Source organism: Corynebacterium sp. 51B, assembly GCF_008930785.1.
In the GTDB taxonomy this organism is placed as follows: domain Bacteria; phylum Actinomycetota; class Actinomycetes; order Mycobacteriales; family Mycobacteriaceae; genus Corynebacterium; species Corynebacterium megadyptis.
In genome coordinates, this window is the sequence record NZ_PQMK01000007.1 from 24,021 (window position 1) to 43,031 (window position 19,011).

Genomic DNA, 19,011 nt, shown 5'->3' on the forward strand with positions numbered 1-19,011 from the left:
TTGCTGCTTGGTTGCGGGGGTCATCAGTGGTGGGCACTCGCCGGCTGCACACGCTCAGTCTGTCGTGCCGATACCGTCAGTGTGCACCAGCGCGGCGAGCTCATTCTCATCGGGTAGCTTACTCGGTTCGAGAGTGTGATCGTAGGCGATGTAGTGGAAGGCTGCACGCACCGAGTCCGGATCGATCTCTCGACCATATCGCCGCGACAGCAGCCGCGCCCAGGCCAGCCGGTACACGGCCAGCTGGATCTGCGCTGCCTGCATGTCCGCGCCTGTGGGCGGGCGGCCTGTCTTCCAGTCCACCACACACCAGCCGGACTCCTCGTCCGTACCGAAGTGGAAGATGGCGTCGATGCGCCCGCGCACCATGCTGCCGCCGAGTGAGATCTCGAAGGGGTATTCCACATAGGTGGGGGTGCGCTCCGCCCACTCGCTGGCGAGGAATTTCTCCTTCAACTGCTCGAGCTCCGCGCCCTGGGGATTGATTTCCTCCCCCGTCCCGGGCAGTTGCTCATCATCGAGCAGCGAGGTGGCGCCGAAGCGATCCTCGATCCACTGGTGCAGCGCCGTGCCCCGCTTGGCATAGGCATTGGGTTTGAAGGGCACCGGGCGGTGCTGGCGGCGGGCGAAATCCGCGGGGCTGGACTTCAACGACACCAGATCAGAGGTGGAGAGCTCATGGCTGAGCTCTACCTCCACCACCGGCCGAGCGGCGGCCTCATGTTCGGCGATGAGCGCCTCCACCTCCTGCTGCCACAACTGGCTGAGCTCACTGGAGTTGGCGGGAAGATCCTCCCAGCGGCGGTGGCGGGCCGCCTCCACGGCCGTGGCCGCCGCATCGAGAATGTCCTCGCTATAGCTGGCGATGCCATGGTTGAGCGCCAGCGCCTGGGCCTTTTCTTCCTTCCACAGCCGCGGGAAGCGCAGATCCGTCGCCTCGGCCGCTAGGGTGGTGCTCTCTTCGGCGGTGGCGGCGGCAGGATCCGGCTCCTCGCTCTCAGCGCTGTCGTACCAGTGCACCACAGACTCGGGGGCGAGTTCTTTTAGCGCCGTGAAATGCTCGAAGGGCGTGGTCTCCCTGCTCGCCGGATCGGCATGCGCCGCCCCGGTGACGATCAGCGTGTTTTCGGTGCGGGTAATGGCCACATAGAACAGGCGCACCACCTCATCGAGATAGCCCCGCCATAATTCATCGCGGTGTTCGGTGATCGCCGCGTCCGCCTCGTTCTGGGTGGTGACTCCCTCGAGGTCCAGCACCGGCACGCCATTGGGGTTCTCCACCCCGGCGATATCGGTAATCACGGCATCGCCGCGCAGCACGGGGGGAAGCTCCCCTACCGAGTTGAGCCAGTTATCAAACCTTTTCTGCCTGGTTTCCCCATCGTTGTAGGTGCTGTTATCGCAGTGCAGCACCGCGACGGTATCCCATTCCAAGCCCTTGGCTTTGTGCACGGTGAGCAGCTGCACGCGGTCGCTGTGGGCGGCGATCTCGGCGCGGTCGAAACCGCGCTCGTGCTCCTTCGCCAGCTCAAAGTAGCTCAGCATGGACTGCAAAGAGGCCCCGGGCGTGCGGCTAAACTCGGCCACCTTCTCGGCGAGCTGGTTCAGATGCGCCACCCCGGCGCTGCCATCGCTATTCGGATCGCGGCGCACGAGCGCTTCGGTACGGATGGAAAATACCCGCTCGATATCGGCGATAATGTCCGTTAGCGGTTTGGAGAGTGAATAGGAGCGCAGGTAGCGCAGTTTCGAGGCGAGCTCGGCGAGCCGTTGGTAGCCCTCTTCGCTATAGCGCTCCGGCTCGCCGAGGTCCGCGATGGCGTCGACAAGCCCCACATGGGCATCGGGTTCATCGCTGAGCGCTTGGTCGATGGCGGCGCGGAGGCGCTCCAGCGGATCGGGCGAGTCGAGCCGTTCATCCTCTTCTACCTCGCCGCTGGAGTTCACTCGGCCGGCAATATTCTCGGCGCGGCGGTGGAGCGCCTTGAGATCCTGCACCCCCAGATTCACCAGCGGGCCGCACAGCACGCGGACCGCGGCCTCATTGTTCTCCGGGGAGACGAGCATGGTGGCGATGGCGAGCACATCCGCTACTTCCGGCACCTCCAGTAGCCCGCCGAGGCCAACGATCTCATAGGGGATACCGCGCTGGGCCAAGGCTGCCGCCATCGCGGCGATGTGGTGGTTCTTGCGCACCAGAACGGCGCCGGTGAAGCGCTCTCCCGCCTGCTGCTTATCGTGGAAGCGCTCGGCAAGACGCCCAGCGACATACTCCACTTCCTCCTCATAGGTGCGAAACCATCCCAGGGCGATATCGCCCGCCGCGGCCTGTGGCCGAGAACTGAGCTTTTCGACGCTGCGCTGCTGCCCATCACGCTCCAACACAGAGGCGGAGACGGCATTGGCCAGCTCGAGCACGCTGCTCGGGTTGCGCCACGAGGTCGTGAGCTGGCTCTTCGGCGCCGGCGAGGTGCTGCCATCCTCCGCGATGCGGGGAAAGTCTGTGGCGAATTGGTCCAGATTGGTGGAGGTGGCACCACGCCAGCCATAGATGGCCTGCATGGGATCGCCCACAGCGGTAATGCTCAGCGCGCGGTCGGTATTGCCAAAAAGATGCGACAACAGTACCCGCTGGGCATTGGAGGTGTCCTGGTACTCATCGAGCATAATCACCCGGAATTTCCGGCGTTCGCGATAGCCCACCTGGGGATAACTTTGGGCAATGCGGGCCGCCGCAGAAAGCTTCTGTGCAAAGGTGGCCACATTATCGCGCTTCATGCGCCGCCGCAGTTCCCGCACCAGCGGCAGATAGTCCTGGCGCTTCGTCATCGCCGTGACAAGATTTTCGACATTCCCCGACTTGTACTGCTTTTTCTGCCGCGGGCTGGTCTCGAGCCCATCGATGAGCGAAATATAGTCGCGCTGCGCCTCCTCCAGATCCGCGGGATCGACAAGGTGGGAATCGAGTGCGGACATCAACGCTAGGGTGGAGTCGATAGCCGAGCTGACGCTGGGATCGCTGGCGATCGCGGTGGAGTGCTCCCGCACCACCTCATAGCAGTACTGATAGAGCTCGGTCTCGGTAATCAGGCGCGCAGATGTTTCGATGGGCAGCAAGAGGCCGTACTCGGCCACAAGATCCCCACAGTAGGAATCGTAGGTAGCTACCTTCGGCTCGATGCCGAGCTCGCGGCCCTGCTCATCCACCGCAAGCCCGAGGGTGTCTTTCAAGGTGGAGAGGTTCCGGCGGATGCGCTGTTCCAGCTGGCCGGCGGCCTTGCGGGTGAAGGTGAGTCCCAGAACCTGATCGGGGCGCACCAGCCCATTAGCCACCAGCCAGACCACGCGCGCGGCCATGGTTTCGGTTTTACCGGCGCCGGCGCCCGCCACCACCAGCAGTGATCCTTGTTCCGCACCGATCACCGCTGCCTGCTGCTCGGTCGGTGCATAGGGCTGCTGCAGTCGCTCCGAGAGCTCACGGGGAGACAGCCGCGGATTGTTCTGCTTAGGCATTGAAGATGCTCCTTCCCTGATCCTGTGCCGGGCATACCGCCTTCAACGTGCAATACGTGCACTGCTTCTCATTGAGCTCAGCCCGCACCCGCGGCTGTGCTTTCTCCCGCGCCAGCGCCATGAGCGTGTCCTCAAAAGCAGCGAGTTGCTCCTCATCGAGCCGTGCTTGCTCGCGCGTGGTGACCTTCTTGGTGCTGGTGCCGGGATAAACCAGCACGGCTCCCTCCCGCTCGAGTTCAGGGTCCTCGGGGCCGCGGGTGGCGAGATTCCCTTCCGCATCGAGGCGGGCATGCGCTACGGCCACTTGATAAGCCGAGAGCTGCGCATGATCGGCGGCATCTTTCTGGGCGATGGCCTGAGCGGAGGACTTATAATCCACCACCCGCAGGCTATCCCCGCTGCGGTCGATACGATCCAGCCGGCCGGAGATCATCACATCATGCTCGCCGTCTGGGAGATGGCCGACGCGCACCCACGCCCGCCGCTCGGTACCCACCAAGGTGGTCGCGGCATTAGCAGAGTGGATCCACGACACTGTTTTATCGAGCATGGTGCTAAACCGAGCGATCTCCGCATCCTCTCTCCACGCTGCATCATCGAGCTGCTGAGCAAAGGCATGCTCCACCAACTCGCGCGCCACGCTCTCCTCGGCGCCATTATCAATGGCTTCGGCAAAGGCGTGCACGAGCGTGCCGGTGATTTGGGGGCTGCCACTGGCGGAGTCAGCGAACTTCGCCACGGTGCCGTTGAGGGGGCAATCAAGGCTCTTTTCGATGGCGGAGGGGGATAAACGGATGGTGTCCCCAGCACGCACCAGAGGCTCAGTAGTAGAGGCCGCACGCATGCCCCACCACTCCTGCGGGCTGGCCCCCAGCACGCCGGCCTCCGCTAGCCGCGCGAGATGATATGCGGCATGCTCGCGATCCGCTGCGGGAGCGTGCGGATTTTCCAGGGTGCGCCGCAGTTCCGCGATCACACTCGAGGTGGACAGCATACGCGGATGAATGGCGCGCACCGCCCCGGCGTCCTCGGATGTGCTGGCGGCAGTCTCGGCGCTATACACCCGCATGCTCACCGGGGTCGCAGCGAAGAAACGAGAGGGCTCGGTGGTTCCATCTTCGCTCTCCGTGTCATCGATCGCCATGATGTAGAGCTGTTCGGTCGCTCGGGAGCAGGCCAAGCTGAGCAGACGGCGTTCTTCTGCTTCCCGCTCGGCCGTGTGGGTCACATACACCCCAGGGTCGATGTCCTCGTCTGTGTGGTTGATCAACTCTTCCTGGCCGAATAGGGTGCCCGTTTCTCCCAGCTGCGGCCATGCACCTTCATTAACCCCTGCAACGATCACGAGGCGAAAGTGCATGCCCACGACCGAGTGGGCGGTAAGGATGGTGACGGCATCGGTTTTGGCGCCGCGCCGCTCACGGGTGAGCGAAGGAACATCGAGGCTGTCGATATAGGAGATGAAGCTGGAAAAGGAGGCCCCGGGGCGACGCTCGGTATAGTCGCCCGCGGTATCAAACAAGGCCATGGCGGCGTCGAGATCCTGATCCGCCTGGGAGCCGGACGCTCCGCCGCGAAGCGAGACCGCCTGCAGGTGCTGGGCGAGGCCGGTCGCCTCCCACAACGCCCATAGCACCGCCTCAACGGACTCGCCGCGTTCATAGGCCGCCCGCCCCGCCTCGAGCACCTCGGTGGTGCGCTGCAAAATCTGGGTTTCCCGCTCGGTGAGGCTATCGCGAATCTCGGCGTTTTCCGGGGCAGTATAGCCCGGGGCCTGGGGAAGCAGGAGATCCTCGAGAACCTCGATGGCCCGGCGGCTACCGCCGTGGCGTTTTTCTGCGGCACGCACACCGCGCAGCAGACGGCGATAGGTGACCGGATCGGCGCCACCGACGGGGCCGAGAATGAGCTCGCTCAGCTCGGTGCTGCTGATACGGCTCAGCAAGCTCCGTGCGGCGATAAGCAGGCTGGATACCACCCGCTGTTCCTTGAGCACCATCGCCGAGTTGTCTACGTGCACCGGGACACCGGCGATCAAGAGCGCCCGCTGCAGGCTACCGATCTCTGCTGAGCTGCGCACGATCACTGCGATATCGCGCCACGCCACCGAGTCGAGCAGCCCGGCGCGACGTACTCGGTCCGCGATGAAGTCGTGGTGGCTGCGGGCATCAGCGGCCACAACATACTGCGAGCGCGCCTGCACCTGAGGCTCTGTCAGCTCGATGGTGTGCTCGGCGCGGTAGTCGATGAAGAAGTCGGGATCCGCGCCACGGAAGTGGAACACGGAGTGCTCTGGGTTGCCGCCGAGCACCGTGAACGTGGTGTGTGGGGTGAGCGCCTCGATCAACCCAGCTGCCTTGGGGTCGAGGTTCTGTGCGTCATCAATCAGCAGATACCGCGCTGAGCGGGCCACCTGTTGGGCGAGCTGCTCATCATCAATGATGAGGCGGTGAGCTTCGGCCAGCAGCTCGGAGGCGTTGAGCGAGTCCTGGCCAGACAGCGCCATGGTGTGGCGATACTCCCGCAAAAACTGCCCCGCAGCAGACCAGAGGGGGCGGTTCCAGTCCTCGCCGAGCTGCTCGAGGTCCGCGGCACCTAAACCGCGCTCTTGGGCGCGCAGCAGGAAGTCACGCAGGCCGCGGGCGAATCCGACGAGCTCGAGTGCCTCGTGCTGCTCTTCCGGCCAGTAGGCTCCGCCGCGCTCGCGGTGGCCGTCGAGAAGCTCGCGGATCACGGCATCCTGCTCGGCGCCGGTAATCATGCGGGGCGAGGTGCCAATATCGCGCTGGCGCGCGGCCCGGACAATGGCGAAAGCCAGGGAGTGAATAGAGCGCACGAGCGTTCCGGCGGAGGCAAAGCCCTCAGCGCGGCCGCCCAGCAGAGAAGAGAGCTCGCTGCGGTGATAACTTGCTGTCTCCTTGGCGGTGGTGATCAGCGCGATCTCCGCCGGATCCACCCCCGCGTTGATCAAGCCCACCACCGTATCGCTCAGAGCGGAACTCACACCCGTGTTGGCGGCACCGATGAGCTTCACGGTTCCTGTCAGCTCAGCGTGCACCAGCTCATGCACGGCCGCAGACCACGTCCTGCGAGGGGTATCTCGCGGACCGGGGTAGGTGACTTTCACCGTAGGGTTCGGCGGTGGGGCCATCTGCGGGGTGCTATTCATGCCCATCATTGTTGCAGAGGTAGTGGACACTCACAGCGAATTGCCCCTCGACAAATAAGAACACACATTCGAAGAATGCATACGGGAAATCTGGGCTAAGAGTCGGCGTCGAGACGCTCGCCAAGTTCGCGGGCCAACGCCACAATGCGGCGGCTGTGTGCGGGGCGGCTCGCTGGGTGCAGCGCGTGTACATAGAGGCGATAGAGCACGCCGCGGGCGGCCAGGGCGTCGAGAAAACGCAGATGCGAGAAACGATCCAGCACCCCGATATCGACGGCATCGGCGATGATGCCATCTACCATCGTCAGCGCCGCGGTATAAGCATGCGGGTGGGCCACGGGCACGATCTCGGTCACAATCGGAGCTTGGCTACCGGAGAAGATGGTGGTACCCAGCATGTCAGCGTGGCCCAACTGCACCTCGAGAGGAATCTCGGGCACCCGCCGATGCAGCTCCGCAGCGGCGCTCAGCGCCTCCACCTCGTGGCCGCGTGCGGGGCGATCGCCATCAAAAGCGCGGGCCAACAACTCGGCCGGCTGTTCTGCCCACGCGGCACGATCAGCTAGCTGAAAAATGCTGGCTTCATCGTCGACCTGCTGCATATCGCGGCCCACCCACTGGGGCACCGGCACCTCGGCGAGAGCGTCGGCGAGCAGAAGGGCCGCGCCCACGGTTTCATCGACCCGCTGCGCTGGTTCGCCCACCACATAGGCGTTCGCCCGGAATCCCGAGATCACCACGCGCCCATCGGTGGAGCGCACCGGCCGCACCAGCCGCACGCCACGGGGGCTGAGGCTATCGCGCAGCTTGGCCGACCACGCGGCAAAAGACGCCGAGGGAGCTCGGGAAATCACCACGTTTCCGCATTTGATGCCGTTGTCCCACGCCGCGCCGAGTCGCTCTGCTGCGGCGATGTGATGGGTGGGCACTCGGAAAGCCTCAAAAACGTGCCCCGGTACCGAGCCCACGGGTGTCGAGTCGGTGGTGTCAGTCATAGCCCCTAGATTAGCGTTGCACCCCACCAGCCCGGCGCGCACACCACGGCCGTGGGCGAGATTGCGTTCCCAGCTGCGCCTTCTACTGGTTCATCCACCAGTACATGATGCCCCCATCGAGGGTGATGACGCGCTCGAAACCATGGGCCAGCAGGATCCGGGCGGCCTCTTCGGAGCGGACTCCCGCTTTGCAGTACAGCGCCACCGGCTGGGCGCGATCCAGCTCGGCGACCTGGCCGAGGTCCCCGGCGCGCAGCCGCGAGAGCGGGGCGAGCAGGCTCTCGCCCAGCACTCCCCCTTCCCATTCGATGGGTTCGCGCACATCCACCGAGATCATGCCCTCCTCGAGCAGGGCGGGCAGCTCCTCCATCGAGCGGTGTTCCGGCTCCTTGGGGGCATCGGCGTCGCGGGGTGTATTCTGGGAATCCGTCCTGTGTCCTTCCTCAGCATCGGTGCTATCGCGGGTGGCCGCATCCACCGCAGCAGCATCAGCTGTCGTCGCTGCTGGGCCGTCTCCCCACTCGCATGCCTCGACCACGGGGCGGTGCCGCCGCGCCGCCGATTCCGGGTGCGGGGAAAAGGAGAAGGTTTTGAAGTTATTATTCGCCGCATCCCAGGTGGCGAGGCGGCCGATGAGCGGGGTACCGAATCCGGTGATGAGCTTGATTACCTCGGTGGCCATCATGGTGCCGATCACCCCGGGCAGCACGCCAAAGACGCCGGCCTCGGCGCAGTTGGGGGCGCTGCCGGGCGGCGGCGGGGTGGGGAAAATATCGCGCAGGGTATAGCCCTCGGCGAAGACAGATAGCTGGCCGCCGAATTGCTGGATGCTGCCCCACACCAGCGGGATAGACTGCTCGGCACAGTGATCGGCCACCAGATAGCGGGTAGCGAAGTTATCGGAGCCATCCACCACAATGTCGTATTCACTGAGGATCTCTCGGGCATTAGTGGCCGTGAGTGCGCAGTGGTGGGTGCGCACCTCCACCTCGGGGTTGAGCTCGCGGGCAAAGCGCGCCGCGGACTGCACCTTCGGGGTGCCGATATCGCTGGTGCGGTGCACCACCTGACGCTGCAGGTTAGAGAGGTCCACCGCGTCGGCGTCGATAATGCCCAGACACCCCACCCCGGCCGCGGCTAAGTATTCAATCACCGGGCTACCGAGCCCGCCGGCACCAATAGCCAACACCGAGGCTCCGTAGAGTTTCTGCTGCCCCTGCAGCCCGATTCCGGGCAGGGAGAGATGGCGGGCATAACGTGCCGTCGCCCCAGTGGGCAGCGGCCGCGGTGTGAGAGTCACCGGATTTATTCCTTCTTGCCGTTCGGATAGGGCCACGCGTTATAGCTGCAGGTGGCGTTATCGTCGGGGTAGATCTCGTTGGGGTCGATCTTGTTCAGCTCCGAATTGGAGAGGCTGAGGGTCTGCTGCATCATGATCGGCGCGAGGGCGCCATCGCGGCCGCAGGGCACATGCTGCGCATAGCCGATACCGTGTCCTACCTCGTGGTTGATGAGGTATTGGCGATAGGCGCCGAGATCACCAGCGAAAGGCCGGGCTCCACGCACCCAACGGGATTCGTTGAGCACCACGCGATTGCCGTCGGAGGTAAAGCAGGAGGTCTCCATGCCCAAGTTGGCGCCGCAACTCTTGTGCGTGGTGTTCACACTGCTCAGCTGGATGCGTAGATCCGCCTTGTCCGGATTGTCGATGCGCTTGAAGCCAAACTCGGGATCGGCGGTCCAGCCCTTCGGATTGGTCAGGGTGGCATCCACCATCGCGGCAAAGCCATCGTCGCCGCCATAGTGGGCGGGGTTGAGCCCCTCTTCCACTTCGATCACATAGGTGAAGGTGCGCGGGCGGCCCGCCCCAGCTTCGGCGCCAGGTGCGCCCACCGTGCGGTAGGTGCCGCGACCGTCTTCGGTATAGGGCCCGCCTTCGGGCAGCTGACCGCCCTCGGTCAGAAACGTCAGATCCGCGGGATTAGGCACCGGCGGTCGCCCCTCGTCGCGACCTGTGCTCGTGGCTGCCGGCGGGACGGAGGAGGCGGTGGGAGGTGTGGTAGCGGCGGGCTGATGGATGATATCGACGAGCACCCACACGGTGATGATCGCCAGCACCGGAATGGCATAGGCCCGCCAGCCATAGTCGCGGGCGAAACGCACGAAGAAGGAGTCCGTGGACTCTTCTGCTTCTCGACGCTCCCCCGCTGCTTCATGCCGTCCCGGCGACGGTTCCGGCTCCGGCCTGTGGTGGCGCGGGGCAGCGATGTCATCGTCGCTATTCCACGCGTTATAGCGGTCGGGGCGGTCCTCCCCGTCCTGGCCGCGTAGATGTCTTCTCTCGTCGATGACTCGCTACTCCTTCTGCCTCGTAATCCTGCGCGCTGCGCCTAACGGCTGCGTTAGTTGATAAAGCCCACTGGATGAGCGTGTGCGGAACCGAATTCCACATAGGCGATAGAGCTACTACGGACCACATACTTGCGGCCCTTGTCATCATCCAGAGTCACAGAGGTCGGCTCTGCGCTGGCGAGTGCCTGCTGCACCTGCGCGAGCACCTCATCCTGGGCGCGATCGGAGGAGATAACAAGCTCGCGTGGGCTGTCATTGAAACCAATTTTGATGTCCATAAAGATGCCCTCTTTCCATGTCTGTGACGATGGCGCGGCACCTGCCTAGGCTACCGCGCCGGTGCGTATGAATGAACGGTTATCGTCTCATATGCACAGTGAGGATAGTAGTTCTCTGCCACCGTGCACTGAGGTAGTCTCCAATACTAGTGGCAGGACAGTTAGTATCTATAGATGTGTCTGACCAAGGATCTTCCACCGCCCACGATCAGCCTCGCTCTGCCGGTTCGAGGCGTTCCCGCCGCCGAGTGCGTCGCCACACCACGCGCCAGCAGGTAGCTGAGGCCGCACCGGCACCTTCCGAGAAGGCTGCGGCGACTGCTCCTCCTGCCGCTACAGAGGCCGCCGCCGCGGCCGCTGCGACGCCACCTTCCCGCAGTACAGCCGCCACGGAGGATGCCACCACGCCGACCTTCGCGGAGCTGGGCGTCGCCGTGGAGATCGTGGAGGCCCTGGCAGAAAAGGGCATCACCCACACCTTTGCCATTCAGGAGCTCACGCTGCCCTTAGCGCTTGATGGCGCCGATATCATCGGCCAGGCCCGCACCGGCATGGGCAAGACCCTCGGTTTCGGCGTGCCGCTTCTCGATCGCGTCTTTGATGCCGCCGATGTCGCGGAGCTCGATGGCACCCCGCGCGCCCTGATTGTCTGCCCCACCCGCGAGCTGGCGGTGCAGGTGAGTGAGGATCTCGCCACTGCCGCAGCCCGCCTGCCGGTGCGGGTACTGGCGATCTACGGTGGCACCCCCTATGAGGATCAAATTTCGGCACTCGAGCGCGGCGTGGACGTGGTTGTGGGCACCCCGGGACGGCTTCTTGATCTCGCCCAGCGCGGGGCACTGCGGCTCAACGAGGTGGCGATCCTGGTTCTCGACGAGGCCGATGAGATGCTCGATCTGGGCTTTTTGCCCGATATTGAAAAGCTCATGGCCATGCTCACCCACGCGCACCAGACCATGTTGTTCTCGGCCACCATGCCCGGCCCTATCATCACCTTGGCCCGAGGCTTCATGCACAAGCCGGTGCATATTCGGGCCGAGTCGGCGGAGTCCTCGCAGACACACGCCTCTACCCGCCAGGTGGTGATGCAGGCGCACCAGATGGATAAAACGGCCATTATTTCCCGCATTCTGCAGGCTCCCGACCGCGGCCGCACCATCATTTTCACCCGCACGAAGCGTTCCTCGGCAACCTTGGCCGAAAACCTCGCCGCCCATGGCTTTGCGGTGGGGGCGGTGCACGGCGATATGGGCCAGTCGGCCCGCGAGCGCTCGCTCACTGCCTTCCGCGAGGGACGCATCACGATCCTGGTGGCCACCGATGTGGCCGCCCGCGGTATCGACATCGATGATGTCACCCATGTGATCAACTATCAGACCCCGGACGATCCGATGACCTATGTGCACCGGATTGGCCGCACCGGCCGCGCTGGCCACACCGGAACGGCCGTCACTCTGGTGGGCTTTGATGAGCTGCACAAGTGGGCGCTGATCAATGATGAGCTCAAGCTCGATCAGCCGGAACCGCCCCAGTGGTTCTCTACCTCCCCCGAGCTTTTCGAGGCCCTCGATATTCCCGAGGGCGCTACCGATTCCATCGGCGATGCCCGCCCCGTCTTCGGCGGGGGTGCTTCGAGCCTGCGTGGTCGCGGCAGCCGCCCGCGGGGCGCGGGGCGCAGCCACGGACGCGGTCAGCAGAGCGGCCGCGGAGGGCGCGGGCGCCGTAACTAGAAAGTGCGGTATCCTTCAGCCTCATGAGTTCACGCGATAGCGGTGCGGCTGGTGCTGCCACCCCTGCTCGGCGCCGCCTCACCCCCGCTGCGGGCTGGGCTGTGCTCGCGCTACTGGTGGCGCTCATCTGTGTGCTCACATATATCAGCGCCCCCGCCCGCCACGCGCATCTGCGCAGCTCCATCGGCCCAGAGGAGCAGCCCCCGCAGGTGCCGAGTGTGGTCACCTCCTTCCCAGAGTCCATGCATAAACAGTGGACACTCACCGCTGAGTCCCCGCTGCAGCAGCGGGATACCTATGTGATCGATGGCTTGGTGATCGCCACGGAGGACCACCGCGTGTTCGCCTTCGACCCCGCCACCGAGACCGAGCGCTGGTCCTATGAGCGCAGCGATGCCACCGTCTGCGCACTATCTTTGGCTTTTTCGCAGGTGATGGTGTCCTTCTCCACGGGCTTCGGCTGCGGTGAAACCACCGCCATCGATGCCGATACCGGCCGCTATAAGAGCACCCGCGCGGTGCTCACCGAAGAGCCCGTGCACTCGCTGCGCTCCAATGATGCCGCGGGGGTGTACAACGATGAGTTAGTGGTGCTGTGGCGCTCGGATCTGGTGCGCACCATCCAAGTGGGTAAGGATCCCGCCCCGCAGGAGCGCGAACAGCTGGGCCGCGATTATTGCCGCATTGGCTCCGCTTTGACTCGGCTGAGCACCCTAGCCCTCATCGATATCTGCGCTCCTGATCAGGCCGGCAATAACAGCGGCGCCCCTCTGGCTCGGCTGCACTTTTTCGACCGCAACCCCGAGGATTCCCGCAAGCCGGAGCCGGAGACAACCATCGAGCTCGAGCAGCCGGACGCCCAGCTTCTAGCTGTCGCTGAGGACGCCGCCGCGGTGTACTACCCGCCCCAAGACCTGCGCGTCCAGGGCCGTATTGTCTCCTATGGCGTCGATGGCGAGGTCTTAAGTGAGCGCGGCGTGGCGCCGCTATTCGATCCGCGCACTGTCATTCACGCCGATCTTCCCCACCACATCACGGTCTACACCGATCGCGGCCTCATCCTCTTCCACCCCACGACCCTCGCAGTGGAACACATCTTCTCCGATGCCATCGGCTCTGGGGTGGCGATGGGCACCGATGCCGTGGCCTATCCCGTCCGTGATGGTCTCGCCCTCGCCGAGTGGCACCGGGGCAAGCGGATCGACCATGTCCGGGCCTCCATCGACGATGGCGCCGATTCCACCCCGATTAACCTGCGCCTTTCTGGGGACACGATCATCGCCCAACAGGGCTCAACGATCACAGGGTGGCGTCGATAATCGCTTATCGACGCCACCCTGCAGGCATATTCCCGACTAGTACTGCGCTGCCGCCCAGCGCACGGCGACCCCGTTGAAGAGCAGGCCCAAACCGAGCAGGCCCACAATGCCCACCGCAATGGCCGAGGGGGTGTGCCCGGCGCTGTGAATATAGAAGGCAATGGGAATAAGCAGCATGTTGAGCATGAGCACGGGCGCACGACCCCAGCGCTTGCCGCGGGCGAGGAAGAATGCGGCCACACAGACCGTGCCGAAGAAGATGAGAAAGACCACGCCGGTGCCGAAGCCGAGCAGATCGGCGCGCAGCTCATCTTCGAAAACGGCGGAGGCATCGCGATATCCCAGCAGGTCACGGGCCATGAGAAAGATGCCATACGCGATACCGAGGAGCCCCTCTACCCCGCCGAGTATCGCCGCCCAGCGAATGGGGGCGGGAACGGCGGATGCGGCCTGCTCTGCAGGCTGCGTGGACTCGGGGCTGCGGCGGGATTTTTCTGCTCTGCTCACAGAACATGAGTCTATACAATGCCGGTGGCTGCGCCCTAGACATCCCGCGGCGACGCGGCGCGCCGTCGCGGGAGCGGAATCCTTTACACTGGGGAATCGTGCGAAGCCTACTTTTGATGAACCCGAACTCCACGAGCGTCAGCCACGCCATTGTCCGCGATGTTGTGAGCGCGCTCGCGCCAGTGACGTCCATCAAGGCTGTCCACACGGCCTATCCGCAGCATGCCGAGGAGATCTGCGCTGGGCTGCGGCGCTCTGATTATGACGCCATCATTATTCTCGGCGGCGATGGCACTGTCGGTGAGGTGATCAACGGCTTGCTGGGCAAGGATATCGATGCCCGCCCCGATGCTGCCGAGCTGCCGCGGCTGGTGATCATTCCCACCGGCTCCGCCAATGTCTATGCCCGCGCCCTCGGCCTGCCCAATGATCCCACGGAGGCCGCCGCCGAGATCGCGGATCTGCTCCGCGAGGGCACGGTGCGGCGTTTGCCGCTGGCCATGGCCCATAATGTGGGCTCGGCAGAGACAGATCCGAACGATGATGAGTCCAAGCGCTGGCTCTGCGTGAACCTGGGTATCGGCATTGATGCCGCCGTGATTCACTCGATGGAGCAGGCCCGCAAGCGCGGCATCTCGGCCACCCCCGGCAAATACGCGCTTATTGCGGCACGCGCCTGGCGTCGCCTGCGGGCGCATCCGCCGCATATCTCTTTCCGAGCGGAGACCGCTGGCACCGTGCGGGAGGAAAAGGAGCTGCCCTTGGTGGTGGTATCCAATACAAATCCCTGGACCTTTGCCGGCCCCGTTCCGGTTGTGACCAACCCCGATGCCCGAACGGAAGGTGGCCTCTCAATCTTCGCTCTCACCAGCGCCGAAGGCGCCGGTGGCCTAGCGGCGTTGATGAAGACGGTGGGCTCGAATGTCCGATTCTGGTCTGCTTTGCCCGTGGATACCGGAGAAATCCAAGTTGACGATATCAACACACTTACACTCACCCTGACAGAGAAGACGAAGTGGCAGCTAGACGGCGAGTTTATGGGCGAGACAGATCGCATCGATATCGTTTCTGTCCCCGATGTGATCGACGTGATCGCCCCTGAGAGCGCTCAATTTTCGTGAGATATATCACTATTTTGGCGAAAGCTCTAGCCAAACAGACATAGTCGTGCAAGAATTCACTTCAGCGAAGGCAAAGAAAGCGCAACCCTTTGCCAAACTTCGGTAGAAGCAGAGATTAACCATACGTTAAACCCGCAGCTGAGACGGAACGCTTAAGCGGCGGGCGTTAATTTTTCTCTCCCTTGGCTTCACTGTAGCTAGCAACCACGACCCCCATATTCTTGGGAGCCGCTCGTGCCCTCTGCTAGCCGTAGGATGTCAGAACTGCGAAGAGAAGAACGCCCACATCCGGATCATCCGATGCGTACCCTGCCTTCACCCGAAGCCGATAATTCACCCTGATAGATGCACTAAAGCTTTAGCTTAACTTTAAGGAGTACACCATGGACTGGCGCCACAACGCAGTTTGCCGCGACGAGGACCCCGAGCTCTTCTTCCCCGTAGGAAATTCCGGTCCCGCCCTGGCACAGATCGCCCGGGCAAAGCTGGTGTGCAACCGCTGCCCAGTAACCAACCACTGCCTGAAGTGGGCCCTCGAGTCCGGCCAAGATGCCGGCGTCTGGGGTGGTATGAGCGAGGACGAGCGCCGCGCCCTGAAGCGCCGCAACAAGGCGCTAGCGCGCCAGCGCTCCCGCGCCACAGTCTAGGAAGCGTGAGTGCCACAGTGAATTGTTCTCGCCGTGAGTGAGACGATACACTGGGCACTCAAACTTTCTTTTCATTCATACCCACCTCTAGGAAGGAGACCACTATGAGCAAGCGTGGTCGCAAGCGTAAGGACCGTCGCAAGAAGAGCGCTAACCACGGTAAGCGCCCCAACGCCTAAGCCACTCGCCTAGGCCCTAGCGCAGCAAAACCCAGCCTGGTTTCTTTTCAGAACCACGCTGGGTTTTCTCTTGTTCCCCACCGCTGCGGCTAGCCGATGGTCCACTCCACGCGCATCTTGAAGCGGATGGTTTCACGCAGCCGAGTGGGGGCTTTTTGGCAGCAGCACTGCCGCAGAAGCTCACGTACCTGCTCCTCTACCCCGAGACGCTCGAAGCACTCTGGGCAGGCCTCCACGTGCCGGCGCAGCTGTTCCCGCTCGACGGGGCTGCAATCCCCCTCCAGCAGCCGAGCGAGAGAAGCATAGGCGCGCTCGCAGCTTTCGGAGCATTCATGCTTGCGTCCGCAGTCTCTCATTGGCTCACCTTCCGCGTTGTTGTGGCCTGCTCGGTGCTGTCCGTCTCGGGCTCGACGCCGATGCCATGATCGGCAGCTACTTCTCTCAACGCATCGCGCAGCTGTCTTCTTCCCCGATGCAGCCGACTCATCACCGTTCCGAGGGGAGTGCCCATGATCTCCGCGATCTCCTTATAGGCCAGCCCCTCGACGTCTGCGTAGTAGACCACCATGCGATAGTCCTCGCTGAGCTGGTTCATCGCATCCGCAATCTGGGTATTCGGCAGCAGCTTCAATGCCTCCACCTCGGCGGATTCCAGCCCGGTGGAATCGTGGGTGGAGGTATTCATCAGCTGATGATCGGTGATCTCCTCGGTGGGCAGCTGCTGCGGCCGGCGCTTTTTCTTGCGATAGCTGTTGATATAGGTGTTGGTCATGATCCGGTACAGCCACGCCTTGAGATTGGTGCCCGGTTGAAAAGAGGAGAAGGCCTGATAGGCCTTGAAATAGGTTTCCTGCACGAGATCCTCGGCATCCGCCGGGTTGCGCGTCATGCGCAGCGCGCCACCATAGAGCTGATCCAGCAGCGGCAGGGCGTCGTCTTCGAAACGCTGCTCGAGGCTGCGCTCATCCTCGCCTGCGCGCGCTCGGCCCGTGGCCTGTGCGTCCTCAGGTGTGTCCACCATGCTTATCCCCGTGGCTCCTGCCTCTATAGTCGCGGTGTGCGCCGTGCGTCCTATTCGTCCTTATATATTCTAGGGTCCGCCACATCCACACACCGCACCGCCTCCTCATTGAGCAGCACTGGCTCGGCCGACCAGGTGCCGTCAGTTGCGCCCACATAGAGTGCCGCCATGCCGTCGAAAGGCGGCTCGCCCACTCTGATGCGCACCCCCGGCACGATGCCGTTATCGTTCAGGTAGCGCAGGATGTCCACGCTGTGATCGTGGATGCGCTCCACCACCGTGTCCGCACCGGGAGCAAGCGCTGCCAGCGTATAGCCACCCACGGTGTCGATCTCCCCGCTCGCGCTGGGAATCGGATCCCCATGCGGGTCGCGGCTGGGGAAACCGAGAAAGCTATCAATCCGGCCGAGCAAACGATCAGAGATGGCGTGTTCGAGTAGCTCGGCCTCCTCGTGTACCTCGTCCCAGCCATAGTTCAGCGTTTCCACCAAAAAGCTTTCCACCAGTCGGTGCCGCCGCACCATAGCTAGGGCCAGTTGCCGCCCCTGCGCCGTGAGGGTGATGCCGCGATAGGGTTCGCGGTGAATATAGCCGTTCTGCGCCAGCTTTTTCACGGCCTCAGAGGCCGTGGAGGCCTTCTGCCCCATCGTGCTGGCGAGCTCTTTCAACGACGCCGGCGCCTGCGTCCGTTCGCAAATATCAAAAATATTCTTCAAGTAATCCTGGGTGCGCACGGGCAAATCAGTGATGGAAGGTACAGGCGTATCCATACTCTCTAAGCCTAGCGTTTGATCGCTGCGGCGCTAGGGCGATCCAGCGTTATAGTGTCTCCGTTATGGCAAAGAAAAAGAAAAAGGGTGCCTCGGGTGCCGCCACTCCCGCCCTGGCGATGCTGCGCGCGGCGGGAATCGAGCACCAGGTTCACGAGTTCGACGCCGGCCACGATCACTTCGGCCAGCAGGCTGCCGCAGCGCTCGGCGAGAGCGAGGGCGTCGCGGCCGCGGCCATCTTCAAAACCCTCGTGGTGGACTTAAGCGCCGGCCGCGGGCCCCGCCGCAACCTCGCAGTCTGCTGCGTACCGGTCACCGGCTCGCTGTCGTTGAAGAAGGCCGCCCACGCCTTCGGCGTATCCAAGGTGAGCATGGCGGATCCGCATGACGCCGAAAAGTCCTCCGGCTATATCACCGGCGGGATCTCCCCACTGGGGCAGAAGAAACTCCTGCCCACGCGTATCGACGCCAGCGCCACGGCGCATCCGACCATCTATGTCTCCGGCGGCAAGCGCGGGCTCGATATCCAGCTCCGCGCCAGCGATATGGCCGCCGTCCTCGGCGCTGAATTCAGCGATCTCGCCGCACCCTAGGCCGACAACAGGGCGCGGCAGCAGGAGAGCGTCGATAAGCGTGCTGCTAGGAGATCAGCTCGGGATAGTCATTGCCCACCCGGCCCACAGCCGTATCGGCTGGGGTGGTGATCATACTCGCGCGCAGGGACTCCGGCGCCGGGCCCGAGACGATGGCCTCCGCCGCCTGCTGATCCTTAGTGAGCCACGCCTGGGCCTCCTGGGCGGTGAGCAGGCGCGGCATGCGATCATGCAGCCAAGCAAGCGGCTCGGCGCTGGCGGTGGTGATGATCGTGGTGGACAGCTGCCCCAGCCCAGTGGCGACCAAGCCCGCAGCCCACAGCAGCTCGCCGTCCTCCCGGTGGACAAAGTGCGGCTGCTTATCCTTCCACTCGTAATAGCCATCCATGGGAATCACGCAGCGGGAATGGGCGAAGGCGTCGCGGAAAGACGGCTTGGTGGCGACAGTTTCCGCCCGGGCATTAAAGAGCACGGGACCGGTGCTGTCCTTCTTCCAGTGCGGCAGCAAGCCCCACCGCGCGGCCCGCAGGCTCAGCGGGGCCTGCGTGGCGGCATCCTGAAGCAGCTCGCTAGCAATAAACACCGGCACCGCGTGGGTGGGGGCGATATTGTAGCGCGGCGGCGGGCAGCCCTGGGGCGCATCGATCTCCGACACGCCGAGTACCCGCTGGGCATGGCGCAGCAGCTCCTGCTCAGTGGTGAATAAAACAAAACGACCACACATAGTGCCCATTGTGCCAGCAGCCTGGCCACGTATCCCCCGTATGCTCACAATCACCTGCGGTTTTAGGGCGCATCGACGACGCCACCGGGCCCT

The 19,011-nt window shown here is 63.7% G+C and carries 17 protein-coding genes; 6 read left to right on the forward strand and 11 right to left on the reverse strand.

Translation table 11 applies throughout. The features are described from left to right. Positions 1–54 precede the first annotated feature (54 nt). From GBB14_RS08780 to GBB14_RS08805, 6 genes are all read right to left on the reverse strand, one after another. Positions 55–3,513 carry an ATP-dependent helicase gene (locus tag GBB14_RS08780; protein ID WP_151529459.1) on the reverse strand — a complete coding sequence of 1,153 codons (3,459 nt, stop codon included), beginning with the start codon at positions 3,511–3,513 and terminating at the stop codon, positions 55–57. Beyond that, complete coding sequence (locus GBB14_RS08785; protein WP_192796192.1) at positions 3,506–6,682, reverse strand: ATP-dependent DNA helicase; 3,177 nt, start codon at positions 6,680–6,682, stop codon at positions 3,506–3,508. The genes GBB14_RS08780 and GBB14_RS08785 overlap by 8 nt, the downstream gene beginning before the upstream one ends. 95 nt (positions 6,683–6,777) lie before the next feature. Further along, positions 6,778–7,677 (reverse strand): TIGR02569 family protein, encoded by a 900-nt coding sequence (locus tag GBB14_RS08790; RefSeq protein WP_151529461.1) that lies wholly within the window; start codon positions 7,675–7,677, stop codon positions 6,778–6,780. An 82-nt stretch (positions 7,678–7,759) separates the two neighbouring features. After that, the gene (locus GBB14_RS08795; RefSeq protein ID WP_225976676.1) at positions 7,760–8,977 is read right to left on the reverse strand and encodes a HesA/MoeB/ThiF family protein; all 1,218 of its coding nucleotides are present in this window, start codon (positions 8,975–8,977) and stop codon (positions 7,760–7,762) included. 5 nt (positions 8,978–8,982) lie between these two features. After that, positions 8,983–9,840 carry a DUF3152 domain-containing protein gene (locus tag GBB14_RS08800; RefSeq protein ID WP_151529463.1) on the reverse strand — a complete coding sequence of 286 codons (858 nt, stop codon included), beginning with the start codon at positions 9,838–9,840 and terminating at the stop codon, positions 8,983–8,985. 239 nt (positions 9,841–10,079) lie between these two features. Further along, positions 10,080–10,307, reverse strand: coding sequence for a DUF3107 domain-containing protein (locus GBB14_RS08805; protein ID WP_151529464.1), 228 nt, complete (start codon positions 10,305–10,307; stop codon positions 10,080–10,082). 422 nt (positions 10,308–10,729) lie between these two features. Between GBB14_RS08805 and GBB14_RS08810 the strand changes: the two genes are divergently transcribed. After that, the gene (locus GBB14_RS08810) at positions 10,730–12,037 is read left to right on the forward strand and encodes a DEAD/DEAH box helicase (RefSeq protein ID WP_151529603.1); all 1,308 of its coding nucleotides are present in this window, start codon (positions 10,730–10,732) and stop codon (positions 12,035–12,037) included. 23 nt (positions 12,038–12,060) lie between these two features. Beyond that, the gene (locus tag GBB14_RS08815) at positions 12,061–13,356 is read left to right on the forward strand and encodes a hypothetical protein (RefSeq protein ID WP_151529465.1); all 1,296 of its coding nucleotides are present in this window, start codon (positions 12,061–12,063) and stop codon (positions 13,354–13,356) included. 36 nt (positions 13,357–13,392) lie between these two features. Here the strand turns inward: GBB14_RS08815 and GBB14_RS08820 are convergent, their stop codons facing one another. Beyond that, positions 13,393–13,863 carry a hypothetical protein gene (locus tag GBB14_RS08820; RefSeq protein ID WP_192796193.1) on the reverse strand — a complete coding sequence of 157 codons (471 nt, stop codon included), beginning with the start codon at positions 13,861–13,863 and terminating at the stop codon, positions 13,393–13,395. A 98-nt stretch (positions 13,864–13,961) separates the two neighbouring features. Between GBB14_RS08820 and GBB14_RS08825 the strand changes: the two genes are divergently transcribed. The 3 genes from GBB14_RS08825 to GBB14_RS10825 all read left to right on the forward strand — a co-directional run bounded on the left by GBB14_RS08825 (position 13,962) and on the right by GBB14_RS10825 (position 15,810). Beyond that, complete coding sequence (locus GBB14_RS08825; protein WP_192796194.1) at positions 13,962–14,984, forward strand: diacylglycerol kinase family protein; 1,023 nt, start codon at positions 13,962–13,964, stop codon at positions 14,982–14,984. A 383-nt stretch (positions 14,985–15,367) separates the two neighbouring features. Beyond that, entirely contained in the window at positions 15,368–15,631 is a 264-nt protein-coding gene (locus GBB14_RS08830; RefSeq protein WP_151529467.1) for a WhiB family transcriptional regulator, read from the forward strand. A 104-nt stretch (positions 15,632–15,735) separates the two neighbouring features. Continuing rightward, positions 15,736–15,810, forward strand: coding sequence for a 50S ribosomal protein bL37 (locus GBB14_RS10825; protein WP_012714902.1), 75 nt, complete (start codon positions 15,736–15,738; stop codon positions 15,808–15,810). Positions 15,811–15,899: 89 nt separating this feature from the next. On the opposite strand, the gene rsrA is transcribed toward GBB14_RS10825, so the two are convergent. Genes rsrA through GBB14_RS08845 form a run of 3 tightly spaced genes read right to left on the reverse strand, consistent with a single transcriptional unit; the run spans position 15,900 to position 17,601 of the window. Further along, positions 15,900–16,166, reverse strand: a complete 267-nt coding sequence (gene rsrA / locus GBB14_RS08835) for a mycothiol system anti-sigma-R factor (RefSeq protein WP_151529468.1) — start codon at positions 16,164–16,166, stop codon at positions 15,900–15,902. After that, positions 16,163–16,831, reverse strand: coding sequence for a sigma-70 family RNA polymerase sigma factor (locus GBB14_RS08840; RefSeq protein ID WP_151529469.1), 669 nt, complete (start codon positions 16,829–16,831; stop codon positions 16,163–16,165). The genes rsrA and GBB14_RS08840 overlap by 4 nt, the downstream gene beginning before the upstream one ends. Before the next feature lie 50 nt (positions 16,832–16,881). Further along, on the reverse strand, positions 16,882–17,601 hold the full coding sequence (locus GBB14_RS08845; RefSeq protein ID WP_151529470.1) for a metal-dependent transcriptional regulator: 720 nt from the start codon (positions 17,599–17,601) through the stop codon (positions 16,882–16,884). 65 nt (positions 17,602–17,666) lie between these two features. On the opposite strand from GBB14_RS08845, the gene ybaK reads away from it, so the two are divergent. Then, positions 17,667–18,194 carry a Cys-tRNA(Pro) deacylase gene (gene ybaK, locus GBB14_RS08850; RefSeq protein WP_151529471.1) on the forward strand — a complete coding sequence of 176 codons (528 nt, stop codon included), beginning with the start codon at positions 17,667–17,669 and terminating at the stop codon, positions 18,192–18,194. Between the two features lie 46 nt (positions 18,195–18,240). On the opposite strand, the gene GBB14_RS08855 is transcribed toward ybaK, so the two are convergent. Beyond that, positions 18,241–18,918 (reverse strand): SOS response-associated peptidase, encoded by a 678-nt coding sequence (locus GBB14_RS08855; protein WP_151529472.1) that lies wholly within the window; start codon positions 18,916–18,918, stop codon positions 18,241–18,243. Positions 18,919–19,011: the final 93 nt, after the last annotated feature.

Excerpts from the sequence above, each read along its gene's own strand:
- GBB14_RS08785 (WP_192796192.1), bottom strand. The coding sequence starts at position 6,682 with ATGAATAGCACCCCGCAGATGGCCCCACCGCCGAACCCTACGGTGAAA.
- GBB14_RS08840 (WP_151529469.1), bottom strand. The coding sequence starts at position 16,831 with ATGGTGGACACACCTGAGGACGCACAGGCCACGGGCCGAGCGCGCGCA.
- GBB14_RS08830 (WP_151529467.1), top strand. The coding sequence starts at position 15,368 with ATGGACTGGCGCCACAACGCAGTTTGCCGCGACGAGGACCCCGAGCTC.
- ybaK (WP_151529471.1), top strand. The coding sequence starts at position 17,667 with ATGGCAAAGAAAAAGAAAAAGGGTGCCTCGGGTGCCGCCACTCCCGCC.
- GBB14_RS08805 (WP_151529464.1), bottom strand. The coding sequence starts at position 10,307 with ATGGACATCAAAATTGGTTTCAATGACAGCCCACGCGAGCTTGTTATC.
- GBB14_RS08845 (WP_151529470.1), bottom strand. The coding sequence starts at position 17,601 with ATGGATACGCCTGTACCTTCCATCACTGATTTGCCCGTGCGCACCCAG.
- GBB14_RS08855 (WP_151529472.1), bottom strand. The coding sequence starts at position 18,918 with ATGTGTGGTCGTTTTGTTTTATTCACCACTGAGCAGGAGCTGCTGCGC.
- GBB14_RS08815 (WP_151529465.1), top strand. The coding sequence starts at position 12,061 with ATGAGTTCACGCGATAGCGGTGCGGCTGGTGCTGCCACCCCTGCTCGG.
- GBB14_RS08780 (WP_151529459.1), bottom strand. The coding sequence starts at position 3,513 with ATGCCTAAGCAGAACAATCCGCGGCTGTCTCCCCGTGAGCTCTCGGAG.
- GBB14_RS08790 (WP_151529461.1), bottom strand. The coding sequence starts at position 7,677 with ATGACTGACACCACCGACTCGACACCCGTGGGCTCGGTACCGGGGCAC.
- rsrA (WP_151529468.1), bottom strand. The coding sequence starts at position 16,166 with ATGAGAGACTGCGGACGCAAGCATGAATGCTCCGAAAGCTGCGAGCGC.